8 protein-coding genes are annotated in these 14,350 nt (G+C 56.8%); 3 read left to right on the plus strand and 5 right to left on the minus strand.

Annotated features, from left to right (window positions below; translation table 11 throughout):
• The first annotated feature begins 101 nt into the window (after nt 1-101).
• Together glgA and glgP are read left to right on the plus strand one after the other, a co-directional pair.
• Entirely contained in the window at nt 102-1,535 is a 1,434-nt protein-coding gene (gene glgA / locus BEI65_RS11705) for a glycogen synthase GlgA (protein ID WP_099063484.1), read from the plus strand.
• 91 nt (nt 1,536-1,626) lie between these two features.
• Entirely contained in the window at nt 1,627-4,074 is a 2,448-nt protein-coding gene (gene glgP / locus BEI65_RS11710; RefSeq protein WP_099063485.1) for a glycogen phosphorylase, read from the plus strand.
• 43 nt (nt 4,075-4,117) lie between these two features.
• On the opposite strand, the gene glpD is transcribed toward glgP, so the two are convergent.
• From glpD to malT, 5 genes are all read right to left on the minus strand, one after another.
• Entirely contained in the window at nt 4,118-5,626 is a 1,509-nt protein-coding gene (gene glpD, locus BEI65_RS11715) for a glycerol-3-phosphate dehydrogenase (RefSeq protein WP_099063486.1), read from the minus strand.
• 268 nt (nt 5,627-5,894) lie between these two features.
• Nucleotides 5,895-6,653, minus strand: coding sequence for a DeoR/GlpR family transcriptional regulator (locus tag BEI65_RS11720; protein ID WP_020837378.1), 759 nt, complete (start codon nt 6,651-6,653; stop codon nt 5,895-5,897).
• A 36-nt stretch (nt 6,654-6,689) separates the two neighbouring features.
• Complete coding sequence (gene glpG / locus BEI65_RS11725) at nt 6,690-7,526, minus strand: rhomboid family intramembrane serine protease GlpG (protein ID WP_099063487.1); 837 nt, start codon at nt 7,524-7,526, stop codon at nt 6,690-6,692.
• 164 nt (nt 7,527-7,690) lie between these two features.
• Entirely contained in the window at nt 7,691-8,017 is a 327-nt protein-coding gene (gene glpE / locus BEI65_RS11730; protein WP_099063488.1) for a thiosulfate sulfurtransferase GlpE, read from the minus strand.
• Nucleotides 8,018-8,683: 666 nt separating this feature from the next.
• Nucleotides 8,684-11,398, minus strand: a complete 2,715-nt coding sequence (malT, locus tag BEI65_RS11735; RefSeq protein WP_099063489.1) for an HTH-type transcriptional regulator MalT — start codon at nt 11,396-11,398, stop codon at nt 8,684-8,686.
• A 544-nt stretch (nt 11,399-11,942) separates the two neighbouring features.
• Between malT and malP the strand changes: the two genes are divergently transcribed.
• Nucleotides 11,943-14,348 (plus strand): maltodextrin phosphorylase, encoded by a 2,406-nt coding sequence (malP, locus tag BEI65_RS11745; protein WP_099063490.1) that lies wholly within the window; start codon nt 11,943-11,945, stop codon nt 14,346-14,348.
• Nucleotides 14,349-14,350: the final 2 nt, after the last annotated feature.

A 14,350-nucleotide genomic window follows, 5' to 3' on the forward strand; every position in this document is an offset into this window, starting at 1 on the left:
CGCCATATAAACGGACTGACTGATGGCTTGCACAACGCGGGATTAACAACAGCGGCAAGCCTGCTTTTCCAGAGTTAATTTGCCGATTCTCAGGAGTGATAATGCAGGTTTTACACGTATGTTCTGAAATGTTCCCCCTGCTGAAAACCGGGGGGCTCGCAGACGTGGTTGGCGCATTACCGGCAGCTCAGATCGCCGAAGGCGGCGATGTTCGGGTGCTATTGCCCGCTTTTCCTGACGTGCGCAACGGCATACCGGACTCTGTGCTGGTGGCGGAAATCGATTCGTTCGCCGGCCGGGTTGGTCTGCGTTACGGTACCTATCACGGCGTGGGCATCTACCTGATCGATGCCCCTTGGTTGTACGATCGACCGGGTAGCCCGTACCACGACCAGTCGATGAATGCCTATTCCGATAACCACCGACGCTTTGCCCTGCTGGGCTGGATGGCCTGTGAGCTGGCCAAAGGGCTGGATCGCTACTGGCGACCGCAGGTGGTGCACGCCCATGACTGGCACGCCGGGCTGGCCTGCGCCTATCTGGCGGCCAATGGCCATCCGGCGCGCTCCATTTTTACCGTGCACAACCTGGCCTATCAGGGGTTGTTTTCCCCCCATCACGTGCCGGAACTCTGGTTGCCGCCGTCGTTCTACAACATTTATGGCCTGGAGTTTCACGGCCAGATGTCATTCCTGAAAGCCGGTTTGTTCTACGCCGACCATATCACCGCCGTCAGCCCGACCTATGCACGTGAGATCACCCGGCCGGAGTTTGGTTACGGCATGGAAGGGCTGTTGCAGGAACGCCAGCGGCAGGGGCGGTTGAGCGGCATTCTTAACGGTGTGGATGACAAAATTTGGGATCCGTCCCACGATCCGCGCCTGACCGCCCGTTATGACGCGGACGATCTGAAGAGCAAGGCCAAGAACAAGCTGCACCTGCAAAAAGCCATGGGGCTGAAGGTCGATGAGTCGCTGCCGGTGTTTGCGGTAGTCAGCCGTCTGACCCACCAGAAAGGTCTGGACTTGGTGCTGGAAGCGCTGCCGGCGCTGCTGGAGCAGGGCGGCCAACTGGCGCTGCTAGGGGCCGGCGATGCGGTGCTGCAGCAGGCGTTTCTGGCCGCGGCCGCCGACTATCCGGAACAGGTTGGCGTGCAGATTGGTTACCACGAGGCTTTCTCCCACCGCATTATCGGCGGGGCGGATGTGATTATGGTACCGAGCCGCTTTGAACCCTGCGGGCTGACCCAACTTTATGGCCTGAAATACGGCACGCTGCCGCTGGTGCGCCGCACCGGTGGGTTGGCGGACACGGTGGTGGACTGCGCGCTGGAGAATCTGGCCGACGGCAGCGCCAGCGGATTTGTCTTTGATGATTGTGACGCCGCCGCACTGGGTAACGCCATCCGGCGTGCCATGGTGCTGTGGAGCAGACCTAAGCATTGGCGTCACGTCCAGCGCCACGCCATGAACGTGGATTTTGGCTGGCAGGTCGCGGCACAGGAATATCTGTCGCTTTATCAACGCTTATCGTAACTATTGTTATGCCCTATGAATTTCAAGCTGCAGGTAACAAGGCTGCGGCTTGAAAGGCGACGGGCAATCACGCACTTGGGATCGAAAAACTATGACGTTACCGATTAGTTACACCTCACCCACGGTCAGTGTTGAAGCGCTGAAACACTCCATCGCCTATAAATTGATGTTTATTGTCGGCAAGGACCCGGCTATCGCTACCGAGCATGACTGGCTGAACGCCGTGCTGTTTGCGGTACGCGACCGTATGGTGGAGCGCTGGCTGCGTTCTAACCGTGCGCAACTTTCACAGGATGTGCGCCAGGTATATTACCTGTCGATGGAGTTCCTGATCGGTCGTACGCTGTCCAACGCCTTACTGTCGATGGGAATTTATCAGGATATCGACGACGCGTTGAATGAGATGGGCATGAGCCTGGCTGAATTGCTGGAGGAAGAGAACGATCCGGGGTTGGGTAACGGCGGCCTGGGGCGACTGGCAGCCTGTTTCCTTGATTCACTGGCGACGCTGGCGCTGCCGGGTCGTGGTTACGGCATTCGCTACGAATACGGCATGTTCAAACAAAATATCGTCAACGGTCAGCAGATGGAGTCACCAGACTACTGGCTGGAATATGGCAACCCGTGGGAGTTCCCGCGCCACAACACCCGTTATAAGGTGCGTTTTGGCGGACGGATCCAACAGGAAGGCGCCAAGGCGCGCTGGGTAGAAACCGAAGAGATCATTGCCACCGCTTACGATCAGGTGATCCCTGGTTTTGATACCGACGCCACCAACACGCTGCGGTTGTGGAGCGCCCAGGCCAGTAATGAGATCAACCTGGGCAAATTCAACCAGGGCGATTACTTTGCGGCCGTTGAGGATAAAAACCACTCTGAAAACGTTTCGCGCGTGCTGTACCCGGATGACTCAACTTCTTCCGGGCGCGAACTTCGCCTGCGGCAGGAGTATTTCCTGGTGTCGGCCACGGTGCAGGATATCCTCAACCGCCACTGGACGATGCATAAGACCTTCGACAACCTGGTGGACAAGATTGCCATTCACCTGAATGACACCCACCCGGTGCTGTCGATCCCGGAACTGATGCACCGCTTAATCGACGAGCATAAATTCAGCTGGCTGGATGCCTGGGCGGTGGTGGAGCAGGTGTTCTCCTACACCAACCACACGCTGATGAGCGAAGCGCTGGAAACCTGGCCGCTGGATATGATCGGCCGGATCCTGCCGCGTCACCTGCAGCTGATTTTCGAGATCAACGATCACTTCCTCAAGCACGTACAAGAGGTCGCGCCGGGCGATAACGACCTGCTGGCGCGAGTGTCGATCATTGATGAAACCAATGGCCGTCGGGTGCGCATGGCCTGGCTGGCAGTGGTAGCCAGCCACAAGGTTAATGGCGTTTCCGCGTTGCATTCCGAGCTGATGGTGCAATCGCTGTTTGCCGATTTCGCCCATATTTACCCCGATCGCTTCTGCAATAAAACCAACGGGGTGACGCCGCGCCGCTGGCTGGGACTGGCTAACCGGCCGCTCTCCGCCGTGCTGGATGACAGCATCGGACAGACCTGGCGCACCGATCTCAGTCAACTGAGCGAGATCAAGGCCAATGTCGATTACCCGAGCTTCTTGCAGGCGGTGCAGGCCGCCAAACGGCAGAACAAGGAGCGACTGGCTACCTACATCGCCAAAACGCTGAATGTGGTGGTCAACCCGGACGCGCTGTTCGACGTACAGATCAAGCGTATCCACGAGTACAAACGGCAGTTGCTCAACGTACTGCACGTGATCACGCTGTATAACCGTCTGCTGCAGGATCCGGAAACCGAGCGGGTGCCAAGGGTGGTGATCTTTGCCGGCAAGGCGGCCTCGGCTTATTACGCCGCCAAGCAGATCATCCGCTTGATCAACGATGTCGCCAAGGTGATCAACAACGATCCGCGAGTGCATACGCAACTGAAAGTGGTGTTTATCCCGAACTACGGTGTCAGTCTGGCGCAGATGATCATTCCGGCGGCGGATCTTTCTGAGCAGATCTCACTGGCGGGCACCGAGGCGTCCGGCACCAGTAACATGAAGTTTGCTCTTAACGGTGCGCTGACCATCGGCACGCTGGACGGTGCCAACGTCGAGATGCTGGAGCACGTGGGGGAGGAGAACATCTTTATCTTCGGTAATACCGCCGAGCAGGTAGAAGAGCTGCGACGCAACGGTTACAACCCGCATCTTTACTATGAGCAGGATCCCGAGTTGCATCAGGCGCTGACCCAGATCGCCACCGGGGTTTTCAGTCCTGAGGAGCCAAAACGCTACAGCAACCTGTTTGATTCACTGGTTAACCTGGGCGATCACTACCAACTGCTGGCGGATTACCGCAGCTATGTGGATACGCAGGACAAGGTGGATGAGGTGTATCGTAATCAGGATGACTGGACGCGGCGGGCAATATTGAATATCGCCAACATGGGGTACTTCTCTTCCGACCGCACCATTCAGGAGTATGCGGACGAAATCTGGCACATCAAACCTATCAAGCTGTAAATGCAAAAGGGCCGGATATCCGGCCCTTTTTACGTTTGGCGAGTTACGATGCCAGAGACAAGGTCTTCGCTTTCACGTGTTCTGCCAGCCAGGTTTTCACCCGTGCCTGCTGCGCCTCGTCCAACCACATGCCCAGCTTGGTACGGCGCCAAATCGCGTCATCCAACTCCACTACCCACTCTTTGTCGATCAGGTAGCGCAACTCGGCTTCATGCAGGCCATGACCGAAATCTTCGCCCAGGTCGCTGAGGCTATTGGCATTGGCCAGGATCAGCTCGCTGTGGCTGCCGTAGGTGCGTGCAAAGCGGCGTGCCAGGGACTCCGGCAACCAACTGTGCTCACGGCGCAGTTTTGCGGCGTAGCTATCGCGATCGCCACCGATGTCGCCACCTGGCAGCGAACCGTTTTTGGTCCACGCCGGGCCGCAGCCAGGGTAGTAATGCGCCAGTTTTTCCATCGCATGCTCAGCCAGCTTGCGGTAGGTGGTCAGCTTGCCGCCGAACACTGACAGCAGCGGCGCTTTGCCCTGTTCGTCATGTACGTCCAGCGTGTAGTCACGGGTTACCGCCTGCGGTGAGTCTGACTCATCGTCGCACAGCGGACGCACACCAGAGTAAGTCCAGACGATATCGTCGCGGCCCAACTGCTTCTTGAAGTGATCGTTATACACTTTCAGCAGGTAGTTGATTTCGTTATCGTCGATCTTCACGTCTTTCGGATCGCCGTGATACTCCACGTCGGTGGTGCCGATGATCGAGAATTCGTCATTCCATGGGATCACGAAGACGATACGGTGGTCTTCGTTCTGCAGAATATAGGATTGCGGCTGATCGTGTGCTCGCGGCACCACGATGTGGCTGCCCTTGATCAGGCGAATACCATAAGGAGATTTCAGCTTCAGGCCGTCGTCGAAGAAATGTTTCACCCACGGGCCAGTAGCGTTCACCAGGCCCTTGGCGCGCCAGGTAAAGGTTTTGCCGCTGTCGACGTCGACGGCTTCCACCATCCACAGGCCGTTTTCACGCCATGCGCGGGTCACTTTGGTGCGGGTGCGCACTTCGCCACCGCGTTTCTCTACTTCCTGAGCGTTCAGTACCACCAGGCGAGCATCGTCGACCCAGCAGTCAGAATATTCGAAACCGCGCTTTAACTCAGGCTTCAGCACCGATTCTGGTCCAAAGCGCAAGCCCTTGCTGCCTGGCAGGCTGGTGCGTTTGCCCAGGTGATCGTACAGGAACAGGCCGATACGGATCATCCAGGCCGGGCGCAGGTGCGGCTGATGCGGCAGGCGGAAGCGCATAGGGAAGGCAATGTGTGGTGCCAGTCTCAGCAGCACTTCACGTTCGGCCAGCGCTTCGCTCACCAGACGGAATTCGTAGTGTTCCAGGTAGCGCAGGCCACCGTGGATCAGTTTGGAACTGGCGGAAGACGTAGCACAGGCCAAGTCTTGCGCTTCCAGTAGCAGAACGGACAGCCCGCGCCCGGCAGCATCGGCCGCGATGCCGGCACCGTTGATGCCGCCACCGATAACGATCAAGTCTTTGGTTTCCACGTCAACTTCCTCCAGATGTTCGAAATAGCTCTTTCATGTTCGTTTTCGCTCATGATTGTAATCAAAAACCAACAAACAAGCCAAGACTTAACCAAACAAAAACATTTAGGCGTGATAGAGGTAACAGTTTGATGATAGTAGTTATACAAAAAGAAGGGGTATTGGCGTCAGGAATTACGGGGTTCAGCAGGCTGAACCCCGTAATAAAATGGCAGGCATGAAGGGCGCAATGGGCGGCGCCATTGGGTTTAACAGCGGTGGGAAAGACTTAGCAAAGCTCGAGCTGTACGTCGTATTGTTCGATGATTTTCATCACGCTCGGTGGCGGCAGTTGGTCGGTAAACAGGTAATCGATCAGGTTCATATTACCGAGGTTTACCATCGCGTTGCGGCCGAATTTGGAATGGTCGGTAACCAGCATCACACAGCGTGAGTTTTCGATAATTGCGCGTTTGGTGCGCACTTCGTGATAGTCGAATTCGAGCAGCGAACCATCCATATCGATGCCGCTGATGCCCAGAATGCCGTAATCGAGGCGGAACTGGGAGATAAAGTCCAGTGTGGCCTCACCCATGATACCGCCATCGCGGGTGCGGACTTCACCGCCGGCCAGGATCAGACGAAAGTCTTCTTTGGCGGTCAGCAGGGTGGCGACGTTCAGGTTATTGGTCACCACGCGCAGGTTCTTGTGGTTCATCAGCGCATGGGCGACCGCTTCCGGTGTGGTACCGATATCGATAAACAGCGTGGCCCCGTCCGGGATCTGGCTGGCGACACGTTGGGCGATACGCGCTTTCTGTTCCGACCACATCACTTTACGATCGTTGTATGCGGCGTTGACCGAACTGGAAGGCAAGGCTGCCCCACCATGGTGGCGTTGGATTTTGTTCTGATCGGCCAGGTCATTCAAATCACGGCGAATCGTTTGCGGACTAACGTCAAAATGTTCGACCAGTTCTTCCGTACTGACATAACCCTGCAGGCGCACCAGCTCGATAATAGCGTCATGACGCTGTGTTTGCTTCACGGTAATCCCCTAAAACGCCTGGCTTGTACCTGGCTGTTATTGTTCGTTGTGCGCGCGATGACGCGTGTCCCAAAATGCCATCAATAACCCTAACACTAAACCGGCCACGTGTGCCGCGTTAGCGATCGACATTCCTAAAATATCGAAATATCCCGCCACCAGCCACAGAACTGAAAACACCATCAGGCCGCGCGGCAGCATCAGGCCGCGTTCCGGCGCTCTTTCACCGCTGAGCCAGCAGTAACCCATCAGCGCGTAGACCACGCCTGACAGGCCGCCGAACAGGGCACCGCTAAACAGTGACTGCGCCCAGCCGCTGAAGAAGGCCGAGACCACCGCCAGCACGAACAGTTTGCCGGCGCCGAGGCGTTTTTCCAGCGGGCCGCCGAGATACCACCACCACAGCAGGTTAAAGGTGATATGCAGCAGGGAGAAATGCAGGAAAGCGTGGCTGACCCAGCGCCACAGCTGCAGGTACTGGCTGCTGTTTTGCGGCCAGGAGAGCCAGTACATCACCGTGTCGTCGCCCAGCGCCTGCATCAGGATATAGACCGCAATGCACAGCACCATCACGCCCAGCGTCAGCGGCCCGGCTTTGCTGCGCAGGGTTTGCAGGTAGGAAAAGCCCTGGTAGTGCAGATCGGCGTCGGTATTACCGGCCTGCCAGCTGGCGGCGCGATAGCGACTGTTGAGCGGGTCGATCAGGAACTGCTGCAGCTCGTGTTGCACCTGCTCCAGATGACGGTCGTCTGCCAGCCAGATTTCCGCCGTCTCGCCGGTATTGTGCACCTTAAGCTCAATGCCCTGTGTCGTCATGTAGTCGACAAAGGCCTGCGCCAGGCGGGGATTGGATACGGCGATTACTCTAACCATTGCTCTTCCGTCTAAGTGAATGATTTTAGCCGCCGGTGACCCGACGGCGTTGACGGCCGATTATACCGTCGAAATCCTGAGCGCAGGCAAAGGATCTGCGAAAAACCAGTAAAAACACTCACTAACGGCACGAGAAAGGAACCCGCCGCAGGGACGGGAAAGGATTATACGGAGGTTTCAACGTCCTGCGGGTACTGACGCGCCCAGGCCTCAAAGCCGCCGTCGATGCTGTACACCGCGTCAAACCCCTGATGCAGCAGGTATTGCGCCGCGCTGCGGCTGCTGTTGCCGTGGTAGCACATCACCATCACCGGTCGCTCAAAGTCATTCTGCTGCATAAAAGTTTGCAGGCTGGCGTTGGTAAGGTGAAAAGCGCCCGGCGTGTGCCCGGCTTCAAAACTCTGTGGATCGCGGATATCGACCAGGGCGGCACTGCCGTCTTTCCAACGGCCGTATGCCTGCTCAACGTTGATCGCTTCAAACTGTTCCATGACTTCCGACTGCCTCGTAATTAGTAATGTCGCTATTGTAACCAACTCCGAGGCAATTAAGACCAGAGCAATATTATGGTTTTTAGGCGGCGTATCGGCTTCATACCTTAAACTGCATTTTTAAAGTTTATCCTGCGGGCTGACAGCCATGTTCTTAGGGACAAAAACAAAAAAACCGCCGAGATGGCGGTTTCTTTGTGCTAGTCCGGTAAGCGGCCATTCCAGCAGGTTTGATACTGATGTAGTGCAAGCACGATCCGGTGTTCATATTTTGTTCTGCTTAACATGCAGTGTCAAGTGTCAGGCCAGCATAAAAGGCATATAGTGTTTGTGGGCTTTTCCGCCACCTTAAGCAAGTGGGCATCGGTTTTGGGGAAAGGATTCCAATAGCCGTAAATGCAAGCACGGTTCGGTGCTTGCTTTTCACGGTGGTATCACCGGTGGTGCTGACGTGAAGCGGTTTGAGCATGGACCGCACAATGAAACGATACTTTTGTGTTGTGCTCGTTGTATCTGGTGTGATGTTGTCGACTGGAAAGGGAAGTTGGAATCTCTCCGACAACGTTATTTCGGTAACAATCTATCACCAGAGCAAGTAAGCCAGATGGCCGCTTTGCGGCCATCTTTTACCTCAACACTTCTTCCACTCGCTGTTGAAGTGCTCTTTTAAGCGCCGTAGCCCATCATCTTCAGCAATTGCTGAGCCTGCTGTACCGCTTCCTGTCGGTGGGCGACGCCCAGCTTCTGGTACAGGTTGCGGATGTGGGTTTTGATGGTGGTGGCCGCTACTGCCAGTTCACCGGCAATCTGGTCGTTGCTGTAACCGGAGTAAATCAGCCCCAGCACCTGCCATTCGCGCTGCGTCAGCGGGCTGGTGCGGATCAGTTCCGGCACCTGCGGGTGCGTTAACAGCTTATCGACGAAGTTCTCGTCAAAATGCGCGAACTTATGCCGATGATGTTGGTTGATGTCGCGCAGAATACGTTGGGCGCGGTGGTTTTCCAGCTCCGGCAGCGTATTGAGCTGGATCAGTTGGCGCAACTGCTGCGCCATCGCTTCGCCTTCAATGACAAAGTGGCTGATAAATCCGGTGCGGCTGGCCAGTGACAGCGCCTCCATCAATACCTTTTGCGCGTCGCTTTTGCGTTCCATCTGCCAGTAAAGTTGGTTGCTGAGCAGCAGGTTACGGTTCAGATCGCTGACCAGGCGCAGGCGACGGGCGTTTTCGTTGAGTTCGTCCAACACCACCCCGGCCTCTTCATACTGGCCCAGCATAATTTGCACCCGGGCAATGTTGCGCCACTGGCCCTGCATAAAGTGGTTGTCCGCCATGCCGGGTTTTTCGGTCTGACGCAACCATTGGGCCGCCGCCGCGGTATCACCGGTCATTTGCCAGTGGATCACCCGCGGTTTATCGGCGTTGGTTAGCCAGTCACGGTGGTACTGGGTGCCGTGCAACAGCACTTCGCAACGTTGCATGTGCGCATTGGCGTTATCCAAATCGCCACGCGCCAGCGAACATTTGGCCAGCATGGCGATGCATTGCAACTGCTGCTGAGGCTGGTAGTTGGCCAGGATTTTCAGGCCCTCGCGGGCCGCATCTTCCGCTTCGTCCAGCCGCGACCATGACCACAGGATCTGCGAACGGATGCGCAGCAGGAACTCATGCATCGGCAACTGTTCCAGGTGCTGTTCACGCACCAACTCAAAAGCTTTGTCCTGTGTTTCGTAGGCGGCCTGCAGGAAACCCTGTGCAATCAGAATTTCGCTCTGCTGCAACAGCGCCCACAGCGCATAGTGGTATGCCTGATGACGCCGGGCCATTTGCTCGGTTTGCTGCATCATCGGCAGCGCCCGGGCCAGTTCGCCCTTGCAATGATGGACTTCGCCGGTCACCGAAGTGGCGACAATGCGGCTGTAATAGCTGGAAAGTGGCAGGAACTTCAGCGCTTCGGTGGCCAGGCGCTCGGCTTCTTCCGGTTTACCGGCGTTGATCGCCACCTGGGCGCGCAGGGCGTCAAATTCGGCCTGCAAGGTGCGGTCAACCTCAATTTTTTGCTCGCGCATCGCCTGTTCGGCCCGCTCCAGCAGGGTGTTCACTTCGCTGTAGCGGTGTTGACTCTGTGCCAGCCAGGCCTGCAGCAGTGCCAGCTTGGGATTTTGAATCAGCCGTTCATAGGGGAGTGCATTCAGACACTCTTCCAGCAGGGCCAATTCGCTGTGATGGAACAGTGACCAGGCGTGCTGCAGCAGGATATCTCGCAGCATGCTGACGTCGCTGGCCGCCAGTGCGTGGTGAATCGCCTCTGCCGGGTAACCCAATGCCAGCCAGCCTTCGGCGGCGGCACGGTGTAAGCCGGGCAGTTCCAGGGCCAGCTCCCATTGGCAGCGTTGACGCAGGAAAGTGGCGAACAGCGGGTGGAAGCAGAACCACTCGCCACTGTCGTCCATGCGATGGATAAACAACCCCTGGCGCTCCAGCTCTTCCAGCCGTTGCTGGCCATTGTCTTCGCCGGTCAGGCGTACGATCAGCGCATCGTTCATGGAGCGCAATACCGAACAGCGCAGCAGGAAGGCGCGTGCCTCGGCGTCGACGTGATCCAGCACTTCGTCCACCAGATAATCCGACAGGTGGCTGGCGTTCAGCCCGGCCAGGCGTTTGGCCGACTGTTGGGCGGAAGAGGTAGACTGCCGGGCAGACAGGGCGATCAGCTGCAGCGCGGTGGCCCAACCTTCGACCTCATCGCACAGGCGGCTGCTGTCTTGTTGCTCCATTGGTGCGACCAGGCGGCAGTCGAAGAACTGTTTGGCTTCCTGATGGGTAAACGCCAGTTGTTGCGTGCCCATTTCCAGTAACTGGTCGCGCACGCGCAGGTTGGCGATACCCAGCGGGGGCAGGGTACGGGACAGCAGGATCAGCGTCAGATTTTCCGGCTGGTGACGCAGGAAAAAGCGCATGGCTTCGTGAATGACATCATTGGTGATCAGGTGGTAGTCATCAATCACCAGGTACAGCGGCTGGTGCCAGTCAGACAGTTCGATAAACAACTGGGCAAACAGCGCCGACAGGCTGGCGTACTGATGTTTTTGGCTCAGCGCTTCGCTCTTCACGCAGTGGCCACCGCTGGCGAGTTGCAAGGCGGCGATCAAATAGCTGGCGAAACGCTCGGGCTGGTTGTCGCTCTCATCCAGCGAGTACCAGCCTAAGTCTGATTTGCCGGCCGCCCACTGTGCGACCAGCGTCGTTTTTCCGTATCCCGCAGGGCAATTGACCAATGTCAGACGATAGTTGGCCGCGCTGGCCAATTTGGCCAACAGGCGATCGCGGATCACGGTATTTTGCAGCCGTACCGGGCGGCTCAGTTTTGATGGGATCAGCATAGTATTCCAGAGTGAAAAGCGCGGTTCCCGCCGCCGTAGGCCGGCCCGATGGCGTTTTTTTCATCGTGACGCCTGCCGGGATCGGAGTGAGGCTAATTATTTTATGGCTCGTAATTAATCCCCCTCCTAACTTCTGACAACGTTAAACGTATTGCAACAAGGTTCAGCATTGGCTTGGAGTTAAATTGCTATTGATCACACTTTTTTACGTTTGCAGGCAATTCCTTGTGGAATAGCCGTGGTGTGGCACGGTTTGGTGACGCAGATACAGAAAAGCATTTCTGGCAATCTGCGCCACTATAGCCAGCGCAATAACTATGCTAACGTCATTGAACAAGTTTTCAGCGTATTCTCAGTGCTCGCTGCCTTCGTCGGTGGGCTTTTTTGCATGATGCAAGGGAGTCAAAAAGTGCCTGAGATCACAATTTTAGCTACGCCCCAATCCTCCTCCCCAGCTAATCCCCAGGCGGGATGATGCCTTCACTGTTTCTCCCCGGCACGATAACGGTAATTTGACCCACTTACTGGATAGAGAGTTTTCCTTATGTCACAGCCTACGCTTAAAAAGGATGCTTTTCTGGCGGCACTGACCCGTCAGTGGCAACAGTTTGGCCTCAGTTCTGCACAACAGATGACCCAGCACCAATGGTGGGAAGCGGTAAGCCGCGCACTGGCCGAACAGCTTGCTGCACAGCCTGCGCCACCCAAAAGCAGTAAGCCGCTGCGCCATGTGAACTACATTTCGATGGAGTTTCTGATTGGTCGCCTGACGGCCAACAACCTGATTAACCTGGGCTGGTACGACACCGTCGAGCAGGCATTGGCGGAACAGGATATCAAGCTGGCAGACCTGCTGGAGCAGGAAACCGATCCGGCGTTGGGCAATGGCGGACTGGGGCGCTTGGCGGCCTGCTTCCTGGATTCGATGGCGACGGTGGAACAACCGGCCACCGGCTACGGGCTGAATTACCAGTATGGGCTGTTCCGCCAGTCGTTTAGCGGCGGCCAGCAGCAAGAGGCCCCGGATAACTGGCAGCGCGAGAGCTACCCGTGGTTCCGTCACAATGCGGCGCTGTCGGTGGATGTCGGCATCGGTGGGAAGCTGGAAAAACTGGCCGATGGCCGCGAACTGTGGCGTCCTGAGTTTACCCTGCGCGGCGAAGCCTGGGATCTGCCGGTATTGGGCTTCCGTAATGGCGTGACCCAGCCGCTGCGCCTGTGGCAGGCGACCCATCAGCATCCGTTTGACCTGAGCGATTTCAACGACGGCAAATTCCTGCAGGCGGAGAAGCAGGGCGTAGAAGCCGCCAGGTTGACCAAGGTGCTGTACCCGAATGACAACCACCAGGCGGGCAAGCGCCTGCGCCTGATGCAGCAATACTTCCAGTGCGCCTGTTCGGTGGCCGATATTCTGCGTAAGCACCATCTGGCGGGGCGCAAAATTGAAGACCTGCCGAAGTACGAAGTGATCCAGTTGAATGACACCCATCCGACCATCGCCATTCCGGAAATGCTGCGTATTCTGCTGGATGAACATCAGTTGGACTGGGATGCCGCCTGGGCGATCACCAGCAAAACTTTCGCCTACACCAACCATACCCTGATGCCGGAAGCGCTGGAGTGCTGGGATGAGAAACTGGTGCGCAGCCTGCTGCCACGTCATTTCTCCATCATCAAGCAGATCAACGCCAACTTCAAAAAGCTGGTGGATAAACACTGGCCGGGCGACGACGCAGTATGGGCCAAACTGGCGGTGCACCATGACAAACAGGTGCGCATGGCTAACCTGTGCGTGGTCAGCGGCTTTGCGGTCAACGGCGTGGCTCAGCTGCACTCCGATCTGGTGGTGAAGGACCTGTTCCCGGAATACCACCAACTGTGGCCAAACAAATTCCATAACGTCACCAACGGCATCACGCCACGTCGCTGGCTGAAGCAATGCAACCCGGCGCTGTCAGGGCTGATTGATGAAACGCTGAAGGTGGAGTGGGCGAACGATCTCGACGCGCTGAAAGGGCTGGAGAAATACGCCGATGATGCGGCGTTCCGCCAGCGTTATCAGCAAATTAAACGCGATAACAAAGTCATATTAGCCAACTACGTGCACGACGTGATGGGGCTGATGCTGAACCCGGACGCGATTTTCGACGTGCAGATCAAACGCCTGCACGAATACAAACGCCAGCATTTGAACCTGCTGCACATTCTGTCGCTGTATCGCCAACTGCGCGATAACCCGCAGCTGGATATCGTGCCGCGGGTCTTCCTGTTCGGCGCCAAAGCGGCACCGGGCTACTATCTGGCGAAGAACATCATTTATGCGATCAACCAGGCAGCGGAAAAGATCAACAACGATCCGCTGGTGAAGGATCGACTGAAAGTGGCGTTTATTCCCGACTATCGTGTGTCCGTCGCTGAACTGATGATCCCGGCGGCGGATATTTCTGAGCAGATCTCGACCGCAGGCAAAGAGGCTTCCGGCACCGGCAACATGAAGCTGGCGTTGAACGGCGCGCTGACCGTCGGCACCCTGGATGGTGCTAACGTGGAGATCGCCGAGCAGGTGGGCGAAGACAATATCTTTATCTTCGGCAATACCGTGGATCAGGTAAAGGCGCTGTTGGCGAAAGGCTATGATCCGCTCAGCTACCGCAAGAAAGACAAGCACCTGAAGGCGATCCTGGACGAACTGGCAAGTGGTGCATTCAGCCATGGCGACAAGCATGCCTTCGACATGATGCTGCACAGTCTGCTGGAAGGGGGTGACCCTTACCTGGTGCTGGCGGACTTTGCTTCTTACTGCAAAGCTCAACAGCAGGTAGACGAACTCTATCGTGACCGTGATGAATGGACGCGTCGTACTATTCTTAACACCGCGCGTGTCGGTATGTTCAGTTCGGATCGCTCGATCCGCGACTACCAGCAGCGCATCTGGCAAGCCAAGCGTTAAGG

Source organism: Serratia sp. BW106, from assembly GCF_002607755.1.
In the GTDB taxonomy this organism is placed as follows: domain Bacteria; phylum Pseudomonadota; class Gammaproteobacteria; order Enterobacterales; family Enterobacteriaceae; genus Serratia; species Serratia proteamaculans.